The sequence below is a fragment of the Bifidobacterium sp. LH_491 genome (genome assembly GCF_056356495.1).
Genome location: NZ_JBKEUI010000001.1, coordinates 282,704 through 307,610 on the forward strand (window position 1 = coordinate 282,704; position 24,907 = coordinate 307,610).

The 24,907-nt window shown below is 58.1% G+C and carries 19 protein-coding genes and 1 tRNA gene; 18 read left to right on the top strand and 2 right to left on the bottom strand.

Annotated features, from left to right (window positions below; genetic code table 11):
- Positions 1-2: 2 nt before the first annotated feature.
- The 8 genes from AC1AWK_RS00890 (at position 3) to AC1AWK_RS00925 (ending at position 8,168) form a co-directional block, all read left to right on the top strand.
- On the top strand, positions 3-902 hold the full coding sequence (locus tag AC1AWK_RS00890) for a F0F1 ATP synthase subunit gamma (protein ID WP_476567437.1): 900 nt from the start codon (positions 3-5) through the stop codon (positions 900-902).
- Between the two features lie 9 nt (positions 903-911).
- Positions 912-2,396, top strand: a complete 1,485-nt coding sequence (gene atpD / locus AC1AWK_RS00895; RefSeq protein WP_476567438.1) for a F0F1 ATP synthase subunit beta — start codon at positions 912-914, stop codon at positions 2,394-2,396.
- Positions 2,396-2,683 (top strand): F0F1 ATP synthase subunit epsilon, encoded by a 288-nt coding sequence (locus AC1AWK_RS00900; protein WP_476567439.1) that lies wholly within the window; start codon positions 2,396-2,398, stop codon positions 2,681-2,683. Before atpD ends, AC1AWK_RS00900 begins: the two co-directional genes overlap by 1 nt.
- Positions 2,684-2,906: 223 nt before the next feature.
- Positions 2,907-3,596, top strand: coding sequence for an endonuclease NucS (gene nucS, locus AC1AWK_RS00905; protein ID WP_476567440.1), 690 nt, complete (start codon positions 2,907-2,909; stop codon positions 3,594-3,596).
- A 55-nt stretch (positions 3,597-3,651) separates the two neighbouring features.
- Positions 3,652-4,593 carry an FKBP-type peptidyl-prolyl cis-trans isomerase gene (locus tag AC1AWK_RS00910; protein WP_476567441.1) on the top strand — a complete coding sequence of 314 codons (942 nt, stop codon included), beginning with the start codon at positions 3,652-3,654 and terminating at the stop codon, positions 4,591-4,593.
- 135 nt (positions 4,594-4,728) lie between these two features.
- Complete coding sequence (locus tag AC1AWK_RS00915) at positions 4,729-6,120, top strand: hypothetical protein (protein ID WP_476567442.1); 1,392 nt, start codon at positions 4,729-4,731, stop codon at positions 6,118-6,120.
- 2 nt (positions 6,121-6,122) lie between these two features.
- Positions 6,123-7,127, top strand: coding sequence for a DUF8094 domain-containing protein (locus AC1AWK_RS00920; RefSeq protein WP_476567443.1), 1,005 nt, complete (start codon positions 6,123-6,125; stop codon positions 7,125-7,127).
- Positions 7,128-7,217: 90 nt separating this feature from the next.
- Positions 7,218-8,168, top strand: coding sequence for a tetratricopeptide repeat protein (locus tag AC1AWK_RS00925; RefSeq protein ID WP_476567444.1), 951 nt, complete (start codon positions 7,218-7,220; stop codon positions 8,166-8,168).
- 42 nt (positions 8,169-8,210) lie between these two features.
- Here the strand turns inward: AC1AWK_RS00925 and AC1AWK_RS00930 are convergent, their stop codons facing one another.
- Positions 8,211-8,840, bottom strand: a complete 630-nt coding sequence (locus AC1AWK_RS00930; protein WP_476567445.1) for a CYTH domain-containing protein — start codon at positions 8,838-8,840, stop codon at positions 8,211-8,213.
- A gap of 102 nt (positions 8,841-8,942) precedes the next feature.
- Between AC1AWK_RS00930 and AC1AWK_RS00935 the strand changes: the two genes are divergently transcribed.
- A tRNA-Arg gene (locus AC1AWK_RS00935) sits at positions 8,943-9,015 on the top strand.
- Between the two features lie 233 nt (positions 9,016-9,248).
- On the opposite strand, the gene AC1AWK_RS00940 is transcribed toward AC1AWK_RS00935, so the two are convergent.
- On the bottom strand, positions 9,249-11,285 hold the full coding sequence (locus AC1AWK_RS00940) for a bifunctional metallophosphatase/5'-nucleotidase (protein ID WP_476567446.1): 2,037 nt from the start codon (positions 11,283-11,285) through the stop codon (positions 9,249-9,251).
- A 440-nt stretch (positions 11,286-11,725) separates the two neighbouring features.
- Between AC1AWK_RS00940 and AC1AWK_RS00945 the strand changes: the two genes are divergently transcribed.
- The 9 genes from AC1AWK_RS00945 to AC1AWK_RS00985 all read left to right on the top strand — a co-directional run bounded on the left by AC1AWK_RS00945 (position 11,726) and on the right by AC1AWK_RS00985 (position 24,870).
- The gene (locus AC1AWK_RS00945) at positions 11,726-12,682 is read left to right on the top strand and encodes a glycerophosphodiester phosphodiesterase family protein (RefSeq protein ID WP_476567447.1); all 957 of its coding nucleotides are present in this window, start codon (positions 11,726-11,728) and stop codon (positions 12,680-12,682) included.
- A gap of 116 nt (positions 12,683-12,798) precedes the next feature.
- Positions 12,799-14,595: an arginine--tRNA ligase gene (gene argS, locus AC1AWK_RS00950; protein WP_476567448.1), complete on the top strand. Its 1,797-nt coding sequence runs from the start codon at positions 12,799-12,801 to the stop codon at positions 14,593-14,595.
- Between the two features lie 41 nt (positions 14,596-14,636).
- Positions 14,637-16,118: a diaminopimelate decarboxylase family protein gene (locus AC1AWK_RS00955; RefSeq protein ID WP_476567449.1), complete on the top strand. Its 1,482-nt coding sequence runs from the start codon at positions 14,637-14,639 to the stop codon at positions 16,116-16,118.
- A gap of 356 nt (positions 16,119-16,474) precedes the next feature.
- Positions 16,475-17,998: an N-acetylglucosamine-specific PTS transporter subunit IIBC gene (gene nagE / locus AC1AWK_RS00960; RefSeq protein ID WP_476567450.1), complete on the top strand. Its 1,524-nt coding sequence runs from the start codon at positions 16,475-16,477 to the stop codon at positions 17,996-17,998.
- A gap of 26 nt (positions 17,999-18,024) precedes the next feature.
- Complete coding sequence (locus AC1AWK_RS00965; RefSeq protein WP_476567451.1) at positions 18,025-18,528, top strand: PTS sugar transporter subunit IIA; 504 nt, start codon at positions 18,025-18,027, stop codon at positions 18,526-18,528.
- 275 nt (positions 18,529-18,803) lie between these two features.
- Positions 18,804-20,171 carry a homoserine dehydrogenase gene (locus AC1AWK_RS00970; RefSeq protein WP_476567452.1) on the top strand — a complete coding sequence of 456 codons (1,368 nt, stop codon included), beginning with the start codon at positions 18,804-18,806 and terminating at the stop codon, positions 20,169-20,171.
- Between the two features lie 32 nt (positions 20,172-20,203).
- Positions 20,204-21,262 (top strand): homoserine kinase, encoded by a 1,059-nt coding sequence (thrB, locus tag AC1AWK_RS00975; protein ID WP_476567453.1) that lies wholly within the window; start codon positions 20,204-20,206, stop codon positions 21,260-21,262.
- Position 21,263: 1 nt separating this feature from the next.
- Complete coding sequence (locus AC1AWK_RS00980) at positions 21,264-22,688, top strand: Maf family protein (RefSeq protein ID WP_476567454.1); 1,425 nt, start codon at positions 21,264-21,266, stop codon at positions 22,686-22,688.
- A gap of 1,069 nt (positions 22,689-23,757) precedes the next feature.
- Positions 23,758-24,870: a LacI family DNA-binding transcriptional regulator gene (locus tag AC1AWK_RS00985; protein ID WP_476567455.1), complete on the top strand. Its 1,113-nt coding sequence runs from the start codon at positions 23,758-23,760 to the stop codon at positions 24,868-24,870.
- The last annotated feature ends 37 nt before the right edge of the window (positions 24,871-24,907 follow it).

A 24,907-nucleotide genomic window follows, 5' to 3' on the forward strand; every position in this document is an offset into this window, starting at 1 on the left:
TCATGGGATCGCAGCTCGCATTCAAGTCACGGATTGCCTCCACGGCGTCGTTGGAGAAGATTTTCAACGCGCAGGAGATGATCGCGTCCTCGCATATTGCCAAGGCCCGTAAGGTGGCTTTGGACGCGAGGCCGTACGCTGATGCGATTTTCGATGCCGTTCAGGCTTTGGTCGCCCACACCCATATCACGCATCCGATTGTGCGCAAGGAAGAAAACAACCCGCGGGTTGCGGTTCTGGCGCTGACGGCTGACCGTGGTATGGCTGGCGCATACACTTCGTCGATTATTCGTGAGACGGAGGGGTTGCTTGCCCGTCTGGATGCAGACGGCAAGCAACCGGAACTCTACGTGTATGGCAGGCGCGGCGTAACGTACTACAAGTACCGTAACCGCGATATTGTCGCCACATGGGAGGGTGATACCGACAAGCCTGGTGTGGAAATCGCTGAAAAGATTTCAAACGCTTTGCTGGATGCCTATATGAAGCCCGCCGAACAGGGTGGCGTGAGCGAACTGTACATTGTATTCACCGAGTTCATCAACATGGTGGTGCAGAAGGTTCGCGTGCTGCGCATGTTGCCGGTGGAGCTCGTGGGGAGCGAAAGCGAGGAAGAGGATGCGCAGGTCGCGCCTCTGTATGCTTTCGAGCCGGGTGTGGACGAAGTGCTGGATGTGGTGTTGCCCAAGTACATCCAGTCGCGTATCCACGAGTGTCTGCTCGAGGCCGCGGCATCCGAAACGGCAAGCCGGCAGAACGCCATGCATACCGCTACGGAGAACGCTCGAAATCTCATTGATGTGCTGACTCGCAAGCTCAACGCTTCCCGTCAGGCATCGATTACCCAGGAACTTACCGAAATTATCGGCAGCGCCGACGCGCTGAACAAAGAGGAAGAGTAGGAACGCGAAATGGCTGAGAATCAGACCACTGCGGCTCCTGAGGAATCGGCGGTCGAGCCGGTGAGCGGACGCATTACACGCGTCCAGGGCTCGGTTATCGACGTCGAGTTCCCGGTGGGCCACCTGCCCGACATTTATAACGCTCTGAAGGTGCAGATCACCAACGTGGGCAACACGGAGGGCGAGACTCTTCACGAGATCACCCTTGAGGTGGAGCAGCACTTGGGTGACTCCACGGTTCGCGCCGTCGCCCTCAAGCCGACTGATGGCTTGGTGCGTGGCGCTACGGTGGTGGATACCGGCGGCCCGATTATGGTGCCGGTTGGTGATGTGACCAAGGGACATGTGTTCGATGTGTCCGGCAACATTCTCAATAAGAAGGAAGGCGAGCAGGTCACGATTACCGAGCGTTGGCCTATTCATCGCAATCCTCCGGCGTTCGACCAGCTGGAGTCCAAGACCCAGATGTTTGAAACCGGTATCAAGGTCATCGATTTGCTGACCCCGTATGTGCAGGGCGGCAAGATTGGTTTGTTCGGTGGCGCTGGCGTTGGCAAGACCGTGTTGATTCAGGAAATGATTCAGCGCGTGGCCCAGAATCACGGCGGTGTGTCCGTGTTCGCTGGCGTGGGCGAGCGTACCCGTGAGGGCAACGACTTGATCGGTGAAATGGAAGAGGCTGGCGTCTTGGAGAAGACTGCGCTGGTCTTCGGTCAGATGGATGAGCCGCCGGGAACTCGTTTGCGCGTGTCGTTGACGGCTCTGACGATGGCGGAGTATTTCCGTGATGTGCAGAACCAGGATGTGCTGTTGTTCATCGATAACATCTTCCGCTTTACGCAGGCCGGTTCCGAGGTGTCGACCTTGCTGGGTCGTATGCCGTCCGCCGTGGGTTATCAGCCGAACCTGGCTGATGAGATGGGCGCTTTGCAGGAGCGTATTACGTCTACGCGTGGCCATTCGATTACGTCGCTGCAGGCTATTTACGTGCCTGCTGACGATTACACGGATCCTGCTCCGGCGACGACCTTCGCCCATTTGGATGCGACGACCGAGTTGTCTCGTGAGATTGCGTCGAAGGGTATTTACCCTGCGGTCGATCCGTTGGCGTCCACGTCGCGTATTCTTGACCCGCGTTACGTCGGTCAGGCGCATTATGACTGCGCCAACCGCGTCAAGGCGATTCTGCAGCGCAACAAGGAGTTGCAGGACATCATCGCCCTGATTGGTATCGACGAGTTGAGCGAAGAGGATAAGACCACGGTGAACCGTGCTCGTAAGATCGAGCAGTTCTTGGGCCAGAACTTCTACGTGGCTGAGAAGTTTACGGGTCGTCCCGGATCGTATGTTCCGGCGGAGGAGACCATCGAGGCGTTCACCCGTATTTGCGACGGCGTGTACGACGAGGTTCCCGAGCAAGCCTTCTCCGGCATCGGCGGCATCGAGGATCTGGAACGCAAGTGGCATGACATGCAGAAGGAATTTGGTGCGTAATGGCCGGTTCGATTATGCAGGTCAATATCGTTGCAGCCGATCACCCGGTGTGGGAGGGCACGGCGAAGTCCGTGACCATTCCCGCGTCGGAGGGTGGCATGGGCATTCTGCCGGATCATGAGCCGGTGCTCACTCTGATCAAAGAGGGTACGGTGACGGTGATTGATCCCGATGGCGAGCGTCATGTGTTTGAGGTTACGGATGGGTTCATTTCCTTCGACTCGAACAAGCTGACGGTGGCTGTTGAACGCGGGCGCGACGTGGTGAGAACCGCTGGCGAGGACTGATAGGCGACGTATGGGTGGTCTGCCGCGCTGGTAAGCCCGGCAGGTATCTTGCCGGTGCGGTTGCCTCGGTTCGCCAGGTGGCGAGAGACCACGAGCGGACGCGCGATAAGTGTGGGCGGTAAGCGTATGGCTTGCCGCCCACGCTGTTTTTTTGGGAGTGTGAGGTGCGGCGTGGCGGCGTTGCCGTGCATGGTTGCATGCCGCATGGGGTACAGTGGTTTGGGTGCGAATTATTGTTGCTGACTGTAGTGCCGTGTATTCGGGTCGTCTTTCGGCCTCGTTGCCGCAAGCGAAGCGAGTGTTGCTGATTAAGGCTGATGGCAGTGTATTGATTTTTTCGGAGTTGGGATCGTACAAGCCGCTGAATTGGATGGCGGCTCCATGCGATATGCGTCAGGTTGAGCCGACGGAAGGGCAGGAGGACGCGCATACGGTTTTGCGCGTAAGCGCGGCGAAAAGCAGCGACGTGTTGGAGGTCACGTTGCATCACGTGTATAGTGACGAAACCTATGATTTGGGAGAGGATCCTGGACTGACCAAAGAAGGTGTTGAAGATCATTTGCAGCGCTATCTTGCCGAACAGATCGAGCGTATTGGCGAGGGGGCGCGTCTGGTGCGTCGTGAGTATCCGACGGCGATTGGTCCGGTCGATATCATGGCGGTGGATGCCGAGGGTACGCATGTGGCGATTGAAATTAAGAGGCATGGGGGCATTGATGGGGTCGAGCAGTTGACACGCTACTGCGAGCTGTTGAATCGTGACCCTCTGCTGGCTCCAGTACGCGGTATTTTTGCCGCGCAAAGTATCACCCCACAGGCTCGTGTGTTGGCGCAGGATCGTGGTTTTGAGTGCATGATCTTGGACTATGAGGACATGAAGGGTACTGATAACGGAGAAATGCGGCTTTTCTGAATGCATTTGGGAGATATGTGAGCAAAAATCAAGGTTTGCCGCTAGGGTTGCTCATATGCGTATGGTGACATTTTCTCGTACTATGGTCAAAACTATGGCCGCGGCTTGCGCGGTGGTATTGTCGCTGGGCTTGACGGCTTGTTCGTCAAGCAAGACGGCCGATAAGAGCGATTCCGCTTCCGATTTGCATCAGATTCCTGGTTTGTCGGTCTCAACGAAGCCTGGCGAAGAACCTAAGTTGGTGTTTCATACGCCCCTTGAGGTGGAGGACGGCGCATATGCCATCGTGCAAAAAGGCAATGGCGATACGGTGCAGAAGGGCGATCGTGTCTGCATGCAGGGCGTGAGCTATAACGCGACGGACGGCTCCAAGGTGATGAGCACGTGGGAGAAGAATACGCCGGATTGCTCGGTGGAACTGACGGATTCGCAGATTAAGCAGTACCCTTACATGCAGTTGATGGTGGGGCAGAAGATTAATACGACGTTGGCGATCGGTTCCAATGACACTTCGTCATCATCGAGCGTCCCATACATTATGGCGATGACGATTGTGTCGAAGTCCAAGGACTATAAGCGTGCAACCGGCGAAGCGGTGAAGGATATTCCCTCCAACCTGCCGAAGGTAACGTTGGCCAAGAACGGCAAGCCTTCCATCGATATGAATGGGTATCAGCCGGGGGCGGACTTGGTAGTGCAGCCGCTGATTAAGGGCTCGGGCAAGACGGTGGAGTCTTCGGATACATTGAAGGTGCAGTACACGGGTTGGCTGACCAATGGCAAGCAGTTCGATTCGTCGTGGGATCGCGGCGAGGCGTCGTCCTTCTCCTTGTCGGGCGTGGTGAAGGGTTGGCAGGAGGGTCTTGCCGGTCAGACGGTTGGCTCGCAGGTGCTGCTGGTGATTCCGCCGGATCTGGGGTATGGCGACCAAGCGCAGGGTGAGATTCCCGCCAATTCCACGTTGGTGTTTGTGGTGGATATTCTCGCCGCGTATTAATCGTGGGGTTGGTCGGTCGGTCGGTATTGTCGGGGCGGCGCGTATTGCTTGCCGCCCTGACGTGATGTGGTGAAGTGGCAGGGGTATATCGTTTTTGCTGTGGGAGTACGATGCTGCCGTTACGATAGTGAAAGTATGAGCACTCACGAAAAGACTTCGGGTTCGCACCATGTGCGACGTGAACCTACCAGGCACGCTAAGTTTATGCGTGGCGTGGTCACGCCTATCTTGGGCTTGTTGGCGGTTGCGTGCATGGCGGTTGGTGTACTCAATGCCACGGTATGGAAGCCGGATGCGGTGATTGCTGCTTCAGCCTCGGTGCGTAATGCGCGATATGTGGTGTCCGATCCGGGCGTGCTCAATATATTGGACAGTGACGTGCAGGTGACGGTGCGTGCCGCCGATGCCTCGCAGCATGTGTGTCTTGCGGTGGGCAGCGCGAAGGACGCTGTTGGTTGGGTCGGTTCCGATGCGTATACGCGCATTACGGGTTTGTCGGATTGGAAGACGCTGTCGGTGGGGTCGATGCTGGCTTCGGACAAGCAGGAGCAGGCCGAGGGCGAGGTGGCCTTCCAAGATGCTGATATGTGGCGTTCCGTCACGTGCGGTACGCAGGTGGTCCATGCCGAGGTCAAACAGGCTTCGGCGGATGAATCGTTGATTGTGGATGCGGGCGAGGACCCCGGTCGGGTGACGGTGTCGTTGCGGTGGCATCGACAAAGTGTGCCTGATTTCGCGACGCCGTTGTATATTGCGGCCGGTTTGTTGATGCTGCTGGCGGTGTTGGCGGCTTCGGTATTTGCGATGGAACCACATAAGCGCCGTCGTGGCGGTACTACGGCGAATGTTGCACCTGCGCAGCATCGTGTTGCCGAGGATGTTGGTGTATGGGAGGCATTATCGGGTACTGTGATGGCGGTTTGTGCTGTTGTAACTGGCGGTTCGCGACGCCATGCGAAGCGTGCGGTTGGACGGCATAGTGGTGGTGCGTCCGCTGTCCCCAAGATCGTTGATCCGAGACACCGCAATATGGTGGCCGAACGGCAGGCAGACGATGCTGTGCGAGAGAAGGGTGCCTCCGATGAGGTGTCCGATGGCAACGAGCAAGATGTATGGCAGGCGTATTTTGCCCGTCTGCAACGTGAATCGCAGCCGGATGGCGATATGACGACTGACGTCGATGATATGCGCGAGTCAGAAGATGCCGAGACAGTTTTCGAGACTGGTGATACGGACGTTGCCGAGAGCACTGCTGAAGGCTCTATTGAGGACTCTGCTGATGAGGCTGCTGTGGATGCTGTTGAGGAGGCTGACGCTGACAACAACGGATTTGCTGCCGAATCCACGGATGACTTAATAAATCAGTCCGAGGCTGAGGCCCAATCCGGCGCCGGAACCGAGCGCGGATCCGACGTCGATGCCGATGCCGAACTCGATGAACAGTCTGATGCCTCGTCCGGTAAGAACGATGACGTAGCTGATGGTCAAGATTCGTCGTCGGACAAGCATGCTGAGAAGGGGCGCTGAATATGAATCGGAAGTATCATGCGTTTGCCGCCGCATTGACGACGGCGCTGATGGTGGTGGGTTTGGGCGCATGCAATGGGCAGGTGCCATCGCCCTCCACTGGCAACGCATCGTCATCGGCGGTTCCGGATGTGACGCAGGCGCAAGAGAAGCGTATCCGTACCAGGATTTTAGACACTCTATCTGCCGCTAATGACGCGCGAAATACTGATGACTTGGGCCAGGTGTTGACCGGTCCGCAGTTGCAGATTCGCACTAGTGAGATTGACGTGGCCAAAGCTACCGGCAATCTTGATAAGAAAACCACGATTCCCACGGGTATTTCGCAGGTGATTGTGCCGACGGATGCCGGGTGGCCTCGTCATGTGTTCACCATTACGACGGTGACGGATGACCAGCAGTCGCAGCGTTTGCTGGTGATGACGCAGGATGCCGCGCGGCAGAATTACAAGCTGTGGGGCGTGGCTCGGTTGTTTGCTGGAGTGGAGTTGCCGAAGTTTGCCATTCCTTCCATTGGTTCGTCGATGGGCAAGTCGGATGACGGCGGCTTGGTGGCGACGCCGAAGGAAGCGGTGGAACGTTACGCCGACGTGTTGCAACATGGATCGGACAGTAAGTACGCCTCTCAGGTGGATAATGATGCGTTCCGCCAGGAAATTGACTCGTTGACGGCGGCGGTGCAAGCGGGTATGGAACGCAATAACGGCACCCAGCAGCAGACGTTCTCGGCGGTCCCTGATGCGTTGCGCATCATGCGTTCGAGCGATGGCGGCGATTTGGTGGTGGCGCAGATTAATTCCGAATGGACTCGCCAGGCGGGCGAGGGACGCGAATCCTTGCCTGCATCCGATGCGGAAAAAGCGTTGTTTGGCGACGGCAAGGCCACGAGCACCATGAAGGTAACATATGTCAACGTTATCGCTTTGTATGTGCCTCCTGCTGGCTCAGGCAAGCATATTATGGCTGTTGGCGCAGAACGCCAGCCGATTAAGGTTGAGGCGCTGTGACGGCGTTTGTGGGCGGTTTGTGCTACTAAGCTGAAGAAACGAGAAACGAATGTTGGGCTGCCCATGTGGCGGCTGAATAGTGCGGGAGGCATGATGGCGCAGCAGTTTACTCCGGGATTTTCGTTGGCCGGTGCAGTGGATTTGGAGGCATTGGGCCATCAGGTACAGGCCGAGCCTGGGCAGCAGGGTGGTGCCCCTGCGGCTGGTGGATACGTTATCGACACCACGGAGTCGACATTCCAAGCGCTGGTGCAGACGTCCACCACGTTCCCGATTGTGCTGCTACTGTGGATTCCCACCGATGATCGGTTGTTTGCAATGGCACGCACGTTGGGGGACGCGATTAATGCGATGGGCGGCAAACTGCAGCTGTCGCGCATCGATGTGGCGGCGTATCCTGCGATTGCCCAAGCGTTCCAAGTGCAGGGTGCTCCTGCGTTGTTTGCATTGATTAATGGACGTCCCATGCCGTTGCTGCAAGGGGTGCCGTCTGACGATGAGATGCGTCAGATTGTCGATGAGGTATTTCCCAAACTGGTGGAGGTTGCGCAGCAGTCGGGGGTAACCGGTGTGGCGCCGTTTAGTGGTGAGGGCGACGTGGATACTCAGGAGGCGTCGACCGAACCTGTGGTGCTGCCGCAACATGAGCAGGCGTATGCGTTGGCGCAGCAGGGTGAATACGCGGCTGCGGCGGAAGCATATGCCAAGGTACTGGAAGCTGATCCTCGTGATGTATTGGCTGCTCGTGAGCGTGCGAAGGCATTGCTGTTGGCTCGTTCCGCGACGGCGAATGTTCGTGAGGTGCGCGAGGAAGCGGCGAATCGCCCTGATGATGTGCAGGCGCAGCTGGCCGTGGCTGATGTCGATATGATTGGCGGGCAGATTGATGATGCGTTTGCACGGTTGTTGGACCATGCCGCAACCCACCGCGCGGATTTGGGTGATGTACGCAAGCGTCTGCTGGAGTATTTTGCCATTCCTGAGCCTACCGATGAGCGTGTGCAGCGTGCCCGTCGCCGTTTGGCAACGTTGATGTACTGAATCTGTTACGGCGTCACGCTTGCGGCACTTTGCCGTCGTGCATTAGTGTTCCATACGGTTATGGCCGAAGGTTTGGTCGAAGTGCGGACCGTTGCGATGCAATTCGTTGCGGAAGTCGTCACTCCATGCCCGATAGGGGCGTGAGGCCAGTCCGTCGTTGCTGAATCGTGGTTCGTCGGTGATTTCCGTGACGCAGAACGAGGGAATGATCAGATTGGTGACTGGTCCGCTGCGTTCCGCTTCTGCGATGACGAGGGGAGCGTTGTCTCCGCCGAATACGTCGATGCTCCATCCGTCTTCGCCGATCCATGCGGAGAAACGGTTTTTGATAATGCTGGTTCCGCCGCGCTTGACGAGTTCGGCGGCCACCCGCACGTCGATTTCATGTTCGGCTTCGTATCGTGTGCCGCCGACGGAGGGGCCTTTGACAGTAACGAAGGCTTCGCTGAATGCGTCACGGTAGCGGTCGAGCACCTGTATCGGGTCGGTGTGTTCGTTCATGTCGAGTCGCACGGTGTGCGCCTGTAGGCGCACGCGTAAGCCGTAGTTGTCGCTGTGTACGTAATAGCTTTGGACAATCAGCGTGGGTGCGTCGCCGTCGTCGAATAAGGCGGGCATGGTGTCGCAGAAGAATCGACGCTCAAATTCAAAATCGCTGAAATCACTGTCCATAGTCACATTGTAGAGGATGTGCGCCGGTGGTGGGGGAACGGGAAACTGGCACGCCGGAGATTGTGATTGGGTGGCGGCGCGTGTACAGTGGGTGGGGTTAACGGGTTCGTAGCTCAGTGGATAGAGCGTCTGTCTCCGGAACAGAAGGTCGAGGGTTCGATCCCCTTCGAGCCCACCGATGTGATGTTTGGCGTTTCTTGCCGGTGTTGCTGTGCTTTGGCAGCGTTGCTAGGTTTTATCTATTGCAGTTTGCTCAGGTGTATGTGCTGCTGTTGCAGTGCTGTGTTGCTATGGGTAGCCGCTGCCGCGTATCACTGCTGGTGTGTGCTGCCGATATATGAGGAGCAGATACGGTTGAGCCGGTAGCGCAAAAGGTGCTACCGGCCCAACGAACAGTACGCTACTGGTTTAGTGCGTGCGACGGCGCACGATCATCAGTACCGCAGCCGGCAATGCCAGCAGTGCGACCATCATCGCGGTCAACGTGGCAGATCCGGTGGGAGGCAGCGGGTCTGGGGTCGCCTCGCTCGGTGCTTGCTGCAGGTAGGCGTCGATGTCCGCCTGAGTGAACAAGGGCTTTACGTTGGCGGTGGTGATGCCGTTGGCAAACTTGGCCAGGTCGGCGGTGCTCAACGCCTTGGACACCTTGGCACGGGCGGCGTCGGGGCCACTGCTCGAACCAGTGAAGTCCAGATCCTTGATGACTCCGAATTCGACGCCGTTGACGTTGACGCCGACTGCGATCGGACGAGGCTCATTGGTGGTGAACGACAGGCCGCTGACGGTGAAGGAGACGGTGTTGCCGTCCACGCTTACCGGGCTGAATCCTTGCGAGTAAGGAGCCTTGGGGGCGGTGAGGTTCGGATGGGCCTTGAGGTAATCGACTTCTGCGGTCACGTCGACGTAGCCAGTGTCTACGAAATCCTTACCTTGGGTGAATGCGCTGAAGTTGTCGCCGCCGCTGAGCAGGAAGGTGTTGCCGGCCACGCGAATGGTGTCGGTATCCTGCACGGTCTTGCCGTTAATGGTTAAGTCGAATATCGTGGCGCGAGGCGTGCCGTTGTCGTTGTACGTGTTGTAGTGGTAGGACACGTTGCTGGAGGTGCTCAGCCACAGCACGGGGCGTGGCGATCCTGCGGGCTGCCACTGCTGTTCGAGTACCTTCTTGAGCTGTGCGCCAGTGAGGGTCACGATGGCGTTGGTATTGCCGAAGGGCAGTACACCGTAAGCTTCTGCGTACGTGATGTTCTTGTCGTTGTTGGGGTCGAGGTCGGCGCGCAGACCGCCAGCGTTCATCACGCCGATATCGGCGCTATTGGGGCCCAGTTGCTGCTGGGTGGCCCATAGCAAGGCGTCGGACTGCATGATGCCGAGGGAGGATTCGGTGCCGCGGTTTTCGCCTACGGTTTTCAAATCGCCGAACACGCTGGCGCCGCGGTTGAAGACAGCGGACTTGTCGATGGAACCGATGACGACCGCGCCTTTTTCCTCGGCGGTGGCATGGGCGTCTGTATAGATTTTCTCAACGGTTGGATCCGCATTGTACAACGGTTTGTTGTCGGCCCCGAAGATGGGGAAGAAGCTTGCTTTGGCGATAACACCGGTGTCGCTGAAGTTCAGGTCGACGGTGGCGAAGGCTTGGCCATAGTGATCTGCTTCGATAATGGGGGCGCCCGCCTTGGTAGTGCCTTCCTTATGCTCATGCGTATGCCCGGCGAATACGGCATTGACGTTCTTGTCGAGACCGGTGAGTTGTTCGGCGTCGGCGTGGACCAGCGCGATTACCGCGTCGGCTTCGCCGTTGTCGGGATTGCCGTCGCGCAGTTGGTCGGCGTATTGATTGATGGTGGCGACCGGATCGCTGATGGTGATGCCCTGCATGGTGGCAGGATTCACGGAGGAGAGCAATGTCTCAAAAATGCCGCCGATGAAGGCGATACGTTTGCCGCCGCGTTCGACGATGGTGTAAGGGTCGACCTTGCCGGTGAGTGCGCCGCCGGTGACGTTGGCGCTGATGTACTTCATGGGACTGGTGCCGGGAATGATGCGGTCGACGAGATCTTGGGCACCTTGGTCGAATTCATGGTTGCCCACGGCGCTGACTTCGAGTCCCATGGCTTTGATCTGTTCCATGGCAGGCTTGTCGTCATTGATGGAGGAGTCGAACGGTGTGGCTCCTACGAGATCGCCCACGCCTACTGGAATGGTGTTGGGCTGTCGTTTTTTGAGGCTATTGAGCGCTCCGGCGATGTAACCGCCGTTTTCGATGTGGCCATGGAAATCGGTGATGCCGAATATGGTCACATTAGTGTTGCCGTTCGCGGGTGTAGTGTCGTCGTCGGCATAGGCGGCGCTGCCTAGGCTGGCTCCGGCGAGCAGTGCCATTGAGGCGAGTGCTGCTGCGGCGCGAATGCCCATGTTTGGGCGAATGCGGTGAGTGCGCATGCTTACTCCTTCGGTTCTCTCCGTTACTTGGTTACCTTCATCGCGCATGATGGTTGAATCGCAATGAAGTGTCGTATTAATAATACTGTTGAAGCGCGCGGGGTGCGGGGTGCGTCAGGGAAAAAGTTGATGAACGTTGCGTAAATTTATAGCGCGTTGTTGCGCAAGCGCCTCGCTGCCTCTACAGGTGGGGCGATGTCGGTGGCGCGGCAAGGGGTGCGGCTGGCAATGGGCAATTGTGTCGATACTGTGAGGTTACGTAAAACTGTTCGGTATCTGAGATGTTATGCTTCGCATGTCGCAATGTGGTAATCTGTCAGCAAGTTATTCGTTATCGATAGCCATTGTGAAAAAATATCCTTTATGGCAGTATTCAGCTTATGGTGCCATGCTGGGTGTAGTGCTGAACGTAAATAGGCATGGTTATTGAGGAGGTGGCTATGAGGTGGATGAAGCATGCGGCTCAATGGATAAATTCCTTGGTGAAGCCTGGTGCATTGCTTACCGAACGTGACCCACGCAGCGTGCGTGCGCTCCGTAGAGCGCTTGGCGCGCCTGTCGCACTCGCTGTCATCACCTGCATGGTATTTGGTGCCGTAGTCAGTGCCGGTTTTCTTCTACGTGAGGAAAGTGGGCCTCGTATTTTGCATGCTGTGCCGCGTCCGGCGATTATTGCGCATCGTGGTGATTCTGCTTGCGCTGAAAATTCCTTGCATGCGATAGCCCAAGCGGGTGCGCATCATGCCGATTATGCCGAAATTGATATCAGACTTACTCGAGATGGCGTGCCGGTGGTATTCCACGACACCAGAACGGGACGGTTGTCCGCCGCGGGGGTGAACGTGCCGGTGCGTGACCTTTCGCTCAGTGAGCTGCAACGAATGCCCATGCGTTCCCGCGGCCAGTATTATCATGTGCCGACATTGCTGCAGGCCATGAGGCAGGCCGAGCGTACCCCCGATCATCTGGGATTGCTGCTTGACTTGAAAACCGGTGACAGGGGCGCCCGGGCGCTTACCGCCGCGGTGATGAGGGAAGTTGCCCAGGCAAGATTTCGCAATAAACTTATGGTCATGGCGGTGAATGCCCGCGCGGCGGATATGTTGCATGTGGCTCGACCGCAGTGGAAAGTCGGACGCTGCCTGTCAGGTATCCCTCAAAAAGTCAACTGGCGCGAGCATATGGATTTTGTCGTATTGCGATACCATGATGTATCCCCGGCCTTCATGATGCAGGCTCGCAAACACCATGTGCCGTTGTATATAGGCGCTGTATCTGATGCCCGGCAGGTTGATTGGTGTGTGCGTGAGGGTGTGGTTGGTATGTTGAGCGAGGACACGCGTGTTGTGCGCAGTGCGGTGGACGCATACGTGAACGGAGGCATGGCACGCGCGTAGGCTGGACGTTCGGTAGTGTCGACGAGATGCGTCGAGCACACCGCTGACATGGGTGTGCGCTAGGCTCGTGGGGGTATGGGAGTGCCGTTATGGCGACGAATGAGAATAGGTGTGACATGAGTCCTGAAGCGTTGAGTGAATTGATTGCCGGCATTGCGCATGAGTTGGCCGCATCCGGCAAAGCGGGTTCGTTGAGCGAGGATATGATTCCTCCCGTTGACAAGTTCGCTGTTATGCGTCCCAAGGATCGTGCGCACGGCGATTGGGCCTCCAACGCTGCCATGCAGTTGGCGAAGAAGGCTGGCATGAACCCGCGCGAATTCGCGCAGCTGTTCGCTGAGGCACTTGAGAATGCCGAGGGCATCGCTTCGGTTGAGGTTGCCGGTCCTGGCTTCATCAATATCGTATTGGATTCTGCTTGCGCCGCCGCGGTAGTTGACGTGGTGCTTAAGGAAGGCACTCAGGTTGGTCGCAACGCGCATTTGGGCGGGGAGACACTGAACTTGGAATTCGTATCAGCCAATCCCACTGGCCCGATTCATATCGGCGGCACGCGTTGGGCGGCTGTGGGTGATGCCATGGCGCGTGTGCTGGAAGCCAACGGCGCCAAGGTGGTGCGTGAATACTATTTCAATGATCACGGCGAGCAGATTAATCGTTTCGCCAAGTCGCTGGTGGCCGCCGCGCACGGCGAAGAGGCTCCGGTGGACGGCTACAAGGGTGCGTATATTGATGAGATCGCTTCCCGCGTGATCGAACAGGCCAAGGCTGATGGCCTCGATATTTTGGCGTTGCCGCGCGTCAATGACGGCGTGGACAAGGATGGCGAGCCGTTGGGTGAGGGTGATTCGCGACAGCGTGAGGAGTTCCGTAAGCGTGCGGTGCCGATGATGTTCGCGGAGATTCGCCAGTCCATGAAGGATTTCCGCGTGGACTTTGACGTGTGGTTCCACGAGAACAGCCTGTATGACGAGGGGGAAGTGGACAAGGCCATTGCCGATTTGCGCGAGCGCGGCGATATCTATGAGAAGGATGGCGCGACTTGGTTTGAGTCCACGAAGCACGGCGACGACAAGGACCGTGTCATCATCAAGTCTGACGGTAACTATGCGTATTTCGCCGCGGATATCGCTTACTATCGCAACAAGCGTCACCGTGCGAATGATCCTGCCGATGTGGCGATTTACATGCTGGGTGCCGATCATCACGGCTATATTGGCCGCATGATGGCGATGTGCGCCGCCTTTGGCGACAAGCCGGGCACGAATATGCAGATTCTTATCGGACAGATGGTCAATGTGATGAAGGATGGCAAAGCCGTACGCATGTCGAAACGTGCGGGCAACGTCGTGACTATTGATGATTTGGTCGATGCCGTGGGTGTGGATGCTGCGCGTTACTCGCTGGCGCGGACGGATTACAATTCCAGCGTCGATATCGACCTGAACTTGCTGGCCTCCCATTCCAACGAAAATCCGGTGTACTATGTGCAATATGCGCACGCCCGTTCCTGCAATGTGGATCGCAATGCCGCGCAAGCCGGCATCACTTACGAGGGTGCGGATATGAGCTTGCTGGATACCGTGGCGGATGGCGAAGTGCTGGCGGCGTTGGCACAGTGGAATTCGACATTGGTTCAGGCGGGTGATTTGCGCGCGCCCCATCGTATTGCGCATTATCTGGAGGATTTGGCGGCTGCCTATCACAAGTGGTACAACGTCGAGCGCGTGGTTCCGATGCAGCTGACCGATCCGGAGGAGCGTTTGGATACAGTCGAGCGTGAGACGCTGCGTGTAGCCAAATGTCCTGAGCCCGCGCGTGCTGCGGCTCGTCTTAAGCTCAACGACGCGGTGCGTACGGTGATCGCAGCCGGCCTCGACCTGTTGGGTGTGGCTGCTCCCGACAGAATGTAATACCGACTTCGGAAGGCAGCCCTACTGGAAAGGTATACATAATGGGTGCTTCGCTCTCGTCCATATGGCCCTCTGGTGCGGTTCGCAACGAACACGGCGAATTGACGTTGCGCGGTCGTACCGCCACGAGTTTGCTTGACGAGTTCGGCTCGCCGCTGTATGTGGTGGATATGGCACAGGTGCGGGAGCGTGCGCGGCTGTTTAGGCAGTATGCAACTCAGGCTTTTGCAACGACTACCACACATGTGAGCTTTGCCGGTAAAGCTTTGTTGACCAAAGCTGTGGTGCGTGCGGTGGTGGACGAGGGATTGCTGGTGGATACCTGTTCCATGGGCGAGATGCGCATTGCGCTGGCTGCTGGCGCGCCAGGGCGCCGTTTGGTGCTGCATGGCAACAATAAGTCCGATGAAGAAATCGAGCTGGCAATTGCGCGTGGATTCGCCAAAATCGTGGTGGATTCACCGGATGAACCGGAGCGGATCGCCCGTATCGCCAGGCGGCTGGGCAAACGCGCGAAGGTTATGGTGCGAGTAACGTCTGGCGTTCACGCTGGCGGGCATGAGTATATTTCTACTGCGCATGAGGATCAGAAGTTTGGGCTGCCCCTGTTGCCGGCGCAGGTTACGGCGTCGCAATTGGCGATGATTGATGAAGCCTTGGGGGCGGGGAGTGCCGATGGGTTGGTCAATGATGCCGCTCTGGCGCAAGCAATGAGCGTGGTGGCGAACGGGCAGGCGCACGACGTGTTGCGCGTCATTGCGTCGTATCGCGATGATGTGGAGTTGGTCGGCATTCATTCGCATATCGGCTCGCAGATTCATGATGCCGAAGCATTCATCGAAGCGGCTAAGCGTATGATGCTACTACGGCGCACGGTGTATGCCACGCAGGGCATCACGTTGCCGGAAGTTGATCTGGGCGGCGGCTATTCGGTGGCATATACGGATGGTGAGGACGCGATGGATGTGGCGGCACAGCTGCGTCGTTTGGCAGATGCGGTTGGCGAGGTGAACCGTGTGTTGGGAATGCCTATGCCGGTGATCTCGTTTGAGCCTGGACGCTGGATTGTGGCTCCGGCGGGAGTGACGTTGTATCGCGTGGGGACGGTGAAGCCGGTTGATATGCCTATTGGAACAACGCTGGATGATGGCACCCCCATTGACCGTCGTGTATACGTGTCGGTGGACGGCGGCATGAGTGATAACATTCGTCCGGCATTGTATGGTGCGCGATATGCCGCATTGCTGGCGAACCGTTGTGGCGATGACTCGCTGGTGCCGGTGCGTGTGGTGGGCATGCATTGTGAATCTGGCGATATCGTAGTGCACGAGTGTTGGCTGCCCGCCGATATTCGCCGTGGCGATGTATTGGCGATTCCGGTGACTGGCGCGTACGGGCGCACGATGGCGAGCAATTACAATCAGGTGTTGATTCCCGCGGTGGTGGGGGTCGACGATGATAGCGCATGGGTGATGTTGCGCCGTCAAACGATTGAAGATTTGTTGTCGTACGATCTCGGGTGAGTTGTGTTTTTGTGCGTTGACCTTGCGTCGATAGGCAGGGTTAATTAACCTCGGATATGCTTGAAAGCTTGCCATTATCTTGATATCGTCAACATTATGGCACAGATGTTGTGTGGCTATGTGTGTTGCTGTAACGGCGTGTTCATAGTTGTGACAAGGCTTTACGCTTGCCGTAAACGTTTTCTCGTGCCAGTGCATCCATGCATGGGGCTAGTCTCCTATAATTAAGAAAGCTTACAATAATGAAATGTTGATGCGTCGATGCGGACACAACTCGTTACTGTTAGCTGTCCGCATGGTATCGGTGACGATATCATGGCGGATTTTCGTTATAAGATCATGAAGGGAGAGACGGCATGAAGGCTAAGGAGTATATCCAAAACGTCGGCCGCTCGCTGATGTTGCCCGTGGCTTGCTTGCCCGCGGCTGCAGTATTTGTAGGTATCGGTAACTGGATTGCCAGCTTCACTGGCGGCGACCCGGTTTCCACGTTCCTGTCCCAGGCTGGTGGCGCAGTCCTGAACAACCTGGGCATCCTCTTTGCCGTTGGTTTGGCTTACGGCATGTCCCGCGACCATGACGGTGCCTCCGCGCTGGCCGGTCTGGTGGGCTTCTTGACCCCGATGACCCTGTTGACGCCGGATTCGGTTGCGAAGTTCCAAGGCCTGGCTGATTCCACGAAGCTTGCGGAAACCGCGGCCAATGCGTTCGCCAAGATGAACAACGGCAACGTGTTCGTTGGCATCATCACCGGCTTGATTGCTGCTGCCGTGTACAACAAGTTCCACACGGTCAAGCTGCCTGCCGCCTTGAGCTTCTTCAGCGGCAAGCGTCTGGTTCCGATCCTGACCGTGGCCTTCATGGCTGTGGTTTCGGTCATCCTGCTGTTTGTGTGGCCGATCGTCTTTGGCTGGCTCACCGCATTCGGCGAGCTCATCATGAGCCTGGGCCCGATCGGTGCCGGCATCTATGGTTTCTTCAACCGTCTGCTCATTCCGACTGGCCTGCATCACGCATTGAACAATGTGTTCTGGTTTAACATCGCTGGCATCGACGATATCGCTCGTTTCTGGCAGGGTGCCAACTATCAGGGCAGCCCGGTGGATGTCGCCGGTTATTATCCGGGTATGTATCAGGCCGGCTTCTTCCCGGTCATGATGTTCGGCTTGCCGGCTGGCGCATATGCCATCTACCGCAATGCTCGTCCTGAGCGCAAGAAGGCTATCGGCTCCATCATGTTGGCCGCCGGTGTGGCCGCATTCTTCACTGGCGTGACCGAACCGCTGGAGTTCTCCTTCATGTTCGTGGCCTTCCCGCTGTATGTGGTGCATGCGGTGCTGACCGGTTTGTCGCTGGCGTTCGCTGCCGCGATGCACTGGGCTTCCGGCTTCAACTTCTCCGCTGGTTTCGTGGACTTCATCTTGGCGTGGCCGTCTTCGAGCGCACGTCAGCCGTGGATGTTGATTGTTCAGGGTTTGGTTATGGCCGTCATCTACTTCTTCGTGTTTGATTTCGCGATCAAGAAGTTCAACCTGATGACGCCGGGTCGTGAGCCTGCTGGTGCTGACACCGAGGATGTTGCCGGTGTCGCTGAGGAAGTTGCTGCGGCTCCGTCCGGCGCTTCCAACGATGCGTATACCGTCAAGGCCAAGAAGATTTACGCTGCCCTCGGCGGTGACGATAACGTTGATTCCGTGGACTTCTGCACCACTCGTCTGCGTGTGGTCGTCAAGGACATGGGTAAGGTGAACTCGGCTGCCATCAAGGCGACCGGTGTGCCTGCCGTCAACGTGATCGATGATCACAACATTCAGGTCATCGTTGGCACGGACGTGCAGTTCGTCGACGATGCAATCCAGAAGATTCGTAGCGCCAAGTAAGACGCTCGATAAAGGAGATACTAACCATGGGATTCTTCTCAAAGTTGTTGGGAACGGATAAGGCCGAAGAACGCGGCGAGGCATTGTACGCCGTGGCGGACGGCGAGCTTGAGCCAATCGAGCAGGTTCCCGACGATACGTTCGCCTCGAAGATTTTGGGCGACGGATACGCGGTTAAGCCGACCGGTCGTGAGGTATATGCGCCGATCGCCGGTAAGGTGGCGAGTGTATTCCCGACCCAGCATGCGGTGACCATTATCACCGATTCCGGTTTGGAAGTGTTGCTGCACATGGGCGTCGACACGGTCGAGCTCAAGGGCGGCCCCTTTGAGGTGAAGGTGGAGAAGGATCAGCGGCTGGAGCAGGGTACGTTGGTTGCCATTGCCGATTGGGATGCGATCAAGGCGGCTGGCAAGGCCACCGATATTATCGTGGCGTTCACCAACCCCGATAAGGTCGAATCCATGACCGTGAATCCGGCTGCGCCGGTTAAGGCCAATGACAAGGTGGGCGTCATCGTCGCCAAGTGATGCGTCTGCTACGACAAGCCCCGCCGAATCGTGAGGTTCGGCGGGGCTTTGTCATCGTTGGAGGGCGATGTGAGGTGCGGATATCGTCGTCCCGCGACACGGACACATACTGTTGCGGTGATATGCCGCCGCGTAGCATGTAGGGTAGAAGTTGCACCAGGGTGCGAGTACGGCAACACGCATGCAGCCGGATCCGTGTAGTGGCAAGTTGAACATTGTTGGATGCGTGGTGGTCTGACATGCATGGCTGGCTGAGATCGAGGAAAGGAACGCCGGTGACCGACGACGTTAGGGAAAGCACACAAGCACGGTTCGATACTTGCGCGCATGGCGACGCTTCGGCGTGTGCGCCGATTCGTGTCGCTGTATTGGGCGCGGGTACGGTCGGGTCGCAGGTGGTGCGGTTGTTGGTGGAGCAGCGTGCGGAGCTGACCGAACGTATTGGCCGCCCGGTCAGTGTGGTGGGTGTGGCGTGCCGGCACCCCGAACGGGTGGATGCGCCATGGATTGATCGTGCGCTGCTGACCGATGATGCGATGGGCTTGTGCGGCAAGGCCGATATTGTCGTGGAATTGATTGGTGGTTTGGAACCGGCTCGCACGCTGGTGTGTGAGGCAATGCGCCACGGGGCGTCGGTGGTGACGGCGAATAAGGCGTTGCTGGCTAAGTTTGGGCCGGAACTATATGCATTGGCGGAATCATGTGGCGTTGACCTGTACGCGGAAGCGTCGGTCGGCGGTGCGATTCCGATTATTCGCCCGTTGCGTGGATCGTTGGTGGGTGACCATATCACGCGGATTGTGGGGATTGTCAACGGCACCACCAATTACATTCTTGATGAGATGACTACGAAGGGTTTGGGTTTTGACGAGGCGCTGCGCGACGCCCAGGAGCGCGGCTATGCCGAAGCCGACCCCAGCGGCGATGTCGAAGGCTATGATGCGGCCAACAAGGCGGCGATTATGGCGACGTTGGCGTTCCATATGCCCGTGGGGATTGATGATATTCATGTTGAAGGCATCACGGCCATTACGGCGGATGATATTGCTGCGGCCAGTGCCGAGCACAAGGTGGTGAAGCTGCTGGCGGTGGTTGAGGAACGTGAGGGACGAGTGTCTGCGCGCGTGTATCCGGCGTTGATTGACGAAGCTCATCCGTTGGCGTCCGTGCGAGGCAGTTTCAACGCGGTGTTTGTCAAAGCCGAAGCAGCGGACGAGCTGATGTTCTATGGCCGCGGTGCGGGGGGTGCGCCGACGGCTTCGGCGGTGGTGGGTGACATCGTCACCGAAGCGCGACACACGGCGCAAGGCTGCCGAGGGCCGATTATGCCGTTATATCGGAAGTGCACGTTGGTGAGCGAACCGGACGAAGCGGTGTTCGCGGTGCGTTTCCTGATTCATGATCAGCCGGGGGTTCTGGCGGCGGTGGCCGAGGAGTTCGCCAACTACGGCGTGTCCATTAACGGGGTGAATCAGGATTTGAAGCCGACGTTGCATGACCCTGGGTATTCGGGCGAGTTGCAGCAGTTGCGGGTGGTGACGCATCGTTGCGATGAGGAGACGCTGCGGCGCACCGTGGAGGCGGTGTGCCGGTTGGAGTGTGTGACGGGTACGCCGTCGGTGCTGCGCGTGCTGGATCTGTGAGTATGGGCGTTTCGCCAAGGAAAGGAACGGATATGACAGCGCTACCTCGACAGGTGAAGGTGCGGGTGCCGGCGACCAGTGCCAATCTCGGTGCGGGCTTTGACGCTGTGGGCGTGGCCTTGTGCCATTACGACGAGTTGGTGGTCACGCTGTGCGACGATGAGCGGGATACCTCGGCGCATGTGGAGATTGTGGGCGAGGGCGAGCATACGCTGCCGCGCGATGAAACCAATATGGTGGTGGCTGCGTTCCGCAAGGCATGCGCTACGTTCGGTGTTCCGGCCATGGGGGTGCGGATGCATGCCACGAATCGTATTCCGCAGGCGCGTGGGCTTGGTTCGTCGGCGGAGGCTATCGTTGCGGGCATGAGTGCCGCCGCTGCGTTCGCACATCCGGGGGAGCTGCGTCGTGACGCGATATTTGCGCTGGCCGCGCAAATGGAAGGCCATCCGGATAATGTGGCGCCTGCCGTGTATGGGGGCTTGACGGTCTCATGGAATCAGGCCTTGCCGGAAGGCGTGGGGTCGATTGGTGTGGCTGGCGGCGGCGTGCTGCCGGGCGGTTTCCATACGGTGCGCTATCCGGTGTCGCCTACATTGACGGCGTGTGTGTTGGTGCCGGATGTGGAGTTGTCTACCGCCAAGGCGCGTGCGGCGTTGCCGGCGAAAGTGCCGTATGCGGATGCGGTGGCGAATGTGTCGCGTGTGGCGTTGTTGCCTGCCGCTATGGGTCTGACGATGCAGGCGGCCGGAGTGTTCGCCGGAGCATCAGCCGATGCGCCATGTGATGCGCCGGATGAGCGGGCTATGCTGGAGCGGGGCAACGCATTGCTGTATGCGGCCACCCAGGATTGGCTGCATCAGCCGTATCGCAGTGCGCTGATGGCATCGTCGTGGCGGGTGATCGAAACGTTGCGGGAGCACGGGTATGCCGCCATGGTGTCTGGTGCGGGGCCGTGCGTATTGGTGCTGCATCACGGCGATGCTTACGCGGATATGCAAGCCGTGGTGCGTGAGGAGCTTGCCAGCGAGCGTTGGCGCATATTGCCGATGGATATTGATCATCAGGGCGTGCAAGTGGAAAGGGTCTGATATGTCGATTCCGGTGATTCTTGCTTCGAAATCGCCGTCGCGGCGAGCACTGCTGAATACGGCGGGAGTGTGTCCCACGATTCGGGTGTCGCATGTGGATGAGCCTGCGGCGTTGCGGCAGGCCGCCGAACGAGAGGGGATCGGCGTAGACGAGCTGACCGTGCGCCAACGGGTGATGATATTGGCGCAGGCCAAGGCGCAGGCGGTGCATGAGGCATATCGGCAGGTGGCGCATACCGCGGCTGCGGCTTGCGGCGAACAGGTGACGGCGTGGCCGTTGCGTGCCGAATCGGTGGATTCGGTGCAGGAGGCGGAGGCTTCGCGTGAGGCGCAAGGAGTGTCAAGCGATGTGACCCGGGATTTTTCCGGAGTGCAGGTGCCGCTCGAGCATGAGTTGATTGGTGAGTCGTCGGCGATGCGCGGTGGTTTGCGCGATCATGCGACCGGTCCGCTGATTGTGGGCTGCGATTCCATGTTCATGCTTGATGGGCAGTGCTATGGCAAGCCTCATACGGTTGAGGTGGCGCGTGAACGGTTGCATCAGATGCGTGGCGCCACCGGCGAATTGTGGACGGGACATTGTGTCATCGATTTGGCTACCGATCGTATGGTGAGCGATGCCAGCCGGGCGTTGGTGCATTTTGCCGCGTATTCGGATGATGACATCGAGCGGTATGTGGCGACGGGCGAGCCGTTGGAAGTCGCTGGATCGTTTACGTTGGAAGGTTTCGGCGGCGCTTTCATCGATGGTATCGAAGGCGATCCGCATGGTGTGGTGGGCGTGAGTTTGCCGTTGCTGCGCCAGTTGGTGGGGCAGCTTGGTGTGGCATGGCCGGATTTGTGGAACACCTTGCCGGAACAGAGCGAAGAGAGCAAAGCGCAGGGTGTGGCGAATCATGCGGCGCATATCGAACCGCCGAAGGAGAATGTGCATCAGCCGGGAGACGGTTGGGTGGATTGTCATTGCGGGCGCAAACATTGGGGGCTGAACGGCGCCTCCGGCGTGCTGTTGGCGCGTCGTGACGAGCAGTCCGGCGAGGTGACGCATGTGGTGATGCAGCATCGCGCCATGTGGAGTGCCGAAGGCGGTACCTGGGGTATTCCCGGCGGCGCTACGGCGGACGGCGAGAATCCCATCGAGGGGGCGCTACGCGAAAGTTTCGAGGAGGCGAACATCACGCCTGATGACATTGAAGTGCGCGGCACGTATCGCGAGGATCATGGCAATTGGGCGTACACCACGGTGTTTGCGGTGGAGAAGCCGGGACATCGCGTGCAACCGCGTGCCAATGACGACGAAAGCATGGAAATCGCGTGGGTGCCGATTGAGGATGTGCCCAACCGCAAGTTGCTGACGGCGATGCGCACGGATTGGCCGCGGTTTGAAGCGATGTTGCGTCGCTTGAGCGGCGAACCGTCTGTGTGACGCGGGTTTGATTCATGTGTTGCGTCGTGGGTGGTGATGATGTTTGATCTTGATAGGGTCGGCATCATCGCCATGGTGTTATGTGACGTTCGTTGGGGATTGATGCGCGTTTCGCGCATGCTGAATGGAGTGTCGTCACAGACCTCGCGCCATTGGTGTGTGTTTTCGGTATCGGGGCGGGTGTGGAACTGTTCATATGCCGCGCCCATACTCGGAAGGTGTGTGTTTCCCACACTAGAAGAGGCCGGTTTGAACCTGTAGTGGTGTTGTAAACATGCACTTTTGGTCGTGGAGTGTCGTAAACACACACGAACCAGCTCCTAACAATGGTGTAAACACACACCTTCGTCCGTGGCTCGCCATCGATGCCGAACACATACTTATCCTCTTGGGATTGCCATCGATGCCGAACACACACTTTGCCCTGTAAGCGCGTTCTCCCGCCCACCCAACTTGCACCCAGATCGTCAGAGCCGTCTACCCCCGACTTCTAACCTTTGACCTCCGGAGCTCCCGCCCGGCCAGTTATCAATTAGCCTTTCCCGCACTCCTGCCCAGCCAGTCCCTGCCGTTCCCATTCCGCGTCCCGATCCGACCCCTCGCGCGCGAATGGTGTGTGTTTTTCGGTATCGGGGCGGGCGTGGAACTGTGCATGTGCCGTACCCGTACTCGGAAGGTGTGTGTTTTCCACACTGGTGGAGACCGGTTTGGGCTTGTAGGAGTGGCATAAACACGCACTTTTGGTCGTGGAGTGTCGTAAACACACACAAGCCAGCTCCTAACAATGGTGTAAACACACACCTTCGGACGCGGTTCGCCATCGATGCCGAACACGCACTTATCCTCTTGGGATTGCCATCGATGCCGAACACACACACTTTGCCCCACGGCCTCGTCCCGCAGCATCTCCCACCCCGCAGCATCTCCCACCCCGCAGCCCTGCCCATCCCGCAGCCCTGCCCATCCCGCAGCACCAATGTGAATCATTGGTGAGCGCTCACACCTTTAGCTTGGATATACTGGCGTAAAGGCGACCATGTGAGCATAGGCAAGAGTCGAGGAGCACGGTATGGCGGTGAAACGAGTGAATAAGCGACCCTCAATGTTTGAGGTGGCCAAGCTTGCGGGCGTGAGCCATCAAACCGTGTCCCGCGTCATCAACGATTCGCCGGACGTCTCCGCGGCGACTCGCGCCAAAGTGGAGGCTGCCATACGGGAGTTGGATTATCATCCCAGCAATTCCGCGCGTGCCTTGGCGTCCCGGCGTTCTCGCACCATCGGTCTTATCGCTGGTGGTTTGCGTTTTTTCGGTCCGATTTCGGCGATTGCGTCCATTGAGGATATGGCGAGGTCGCATGGGTTGTTCATGTCGGTGTCGATGGTGCATGACGCGTCGTGTACGCAAGAGGAGTTCGCGCAACTGTGCGACGCGTTCAGCGAGCAGAATGTGGATGCGTTCATTTTCCTTACGCCGACGGATGCCATGTTCGCCGCCGCCTGCCAAGTGAAGGTGAATAAGCCGCGCGTGGTGGTGACGGCGACACATGGTTCGATGAGCATGCGCGAGGGATTGGCGCGTATGCGTCGGCTGGATCGGGCCAAGGTTGCTGCGGTGGGTATCGATCAGTGGGGTGCGGTTGAAGGATTGTCGGCGTTGATTGCCGAATATGGACATCGTGAGGCCTTGTATTTCGCCGGTCCTATGGAGTGGCGTGATGCTCGTACTCGTGCGGATGCGTGGAAGGCGTCCTGTGCGCGGCTGCATATGCATTCGAATTCGGTGCGGTGCTCGTCATGGGATTCTGGCGAGGCGTATGCGCGGATGAATCATGTGTTGGAGGAGTATGGTCGGCGCGGTGTGGCGTTGCCGTCGGTGGTGGTGTGTGCGAACGATGGTTTGGCGGTTGGCGTGGCGCGTGCCTTGCATGAGCATGGCGTGCGTGTGGGGCAAGATGTGGGCTTGGTTGGGTTTGATGACATGCCGGCGATGGATAATCTGTTCGTGCCGTTGACGACGGTGCGGCCGGATTTTGCGCAGTTGGGCGTGGCGGCCATGCGTCAGGTGTTGCATTTGCTGGGGGAGGCGCCCGAGCCGGTGTTTGTTGGCAGCCGGCATGGTGTGGGGCTGATTCCTGCGGACGTGGTGAAGCGTGCGTCTCTGGGCAGGGTGACGATTCGATAGGCGGCCTTTGTGGACGGTCTTTATGGCTGACTGTTCG

Coding starts and splice junctions, on each gene's coding strand:
- AC1AWK_RS00890 (WP_476567437.1), top strand. CDS start 3: ATGGGATCGCAGCTCGCATTCAAGTCACGGATTGCCTCCACGGCGTCG.
- AC1AWK_RS00900 (WP_476567439.1), top strand. CDS start 2,396: ATGGCCGGTTCGATTATGCAGGTCAATATCGTTGCAGCCGATCACCCG.
- argS (WP_476567448.1), top strand. CDS start 12,799: ATGAGTCCTGAAGCGTTGAGTGAATTGATTGCCGGCATTGCGCATGAG.
- AC1AWK_RS00920 (WP_476567443.1), top strand. CDS start 6,123: ATGAATCGGAAGTATCATGCGTTTGCCGCCGCATTGACGACGGCGCTG.
- AC1AWK_RS00910 (WP_476567441.1), top strand. CDS start 3,652: ATGCGTATGGTGACATTTTCTCGTACTATGGTCAAAACTATGGCCGCG.
- atpD (WP_476567438.1), top strand. CDS start 912: ATGGCTGAGAATCAGACCACTGCGGCTCCTGAGGAATCGGCGGTCGAG.
- AC1AWK_RS00965 (WP_476567451.1), top strand. CDS start 18,025: ATGGGATTCTTCTCAAAGTTGTTGGGAACGGATAAGGCCGAAGAACGC.
- AC1AWK_RS00925 (WP_476567444.1), top strand. CDS start 7,218: ATGATGGCGCAGCAGTTTACTCCGGGATTTTCGTTGGCCGGTGCAGTG.
- AC1AWK_RS00915 (WP_476567442.1), top strand. CDS start 4,729: ATGAGCACTCACGAAAAGACTTCGGGTTCGCACCATGTGCGACGTGAA.
- AC1AWK_RS00980 (WP_476567454.1), top strand. CDS start 21,264: ATGTCGATTCCGGTGATTCTTGCTTCGAAATCGCCGTCGCGGCGAGCA.
- AC1AWK_RS00940 (WP_476567446.1), bottom strand. CDS start 11,285: ATGCGCACTCACCGCATTCGCCCAAACATGGGCATTCGCGCCGCAGCA.
- thrB (WP_476567453.1), top strand. CDS start 20,204: ATGACAGCGCTACCTCGACAGGTGAAGGTGCGGGTGCCGGCGACCAGT.
- AC1AWK_RS00930 (WP_476567445.1), bottom strand. CDS start 8,840: ATGGACAGTGATTTCAGCGATTTTGAATTTGAGCGTCGATTCTTCTGC.
- AC1AWK_RS00985 (WP_476567455.1), top strand. CDS start 23,758: ATGGCGGTGAAACGAGTGAATAAGCGACCCTCAATGTTTGAGGTGGCC.
- nagE (WP_476567450.1), top strand. CDS start 16,475: ATGAAGGCTAAGGAGTATATCCAAAACGTCGGCCGCTCGCTGATGTTG.
- AC1AWK_RS00955 (WP_476567449.1), top strand. CDS start 14,637: ATGGGTGCTTCGCTCTCGTCCATATGGCCCTCTGGTGCGGTTCGCAAC.
- AC1AWK_RS00945 (WP_476567447.1), top strand. CDS start 11,726: ATGAGGTGGATGAAGCATGCGGCTCAATGGATAAATTCCTTGGTGAAG.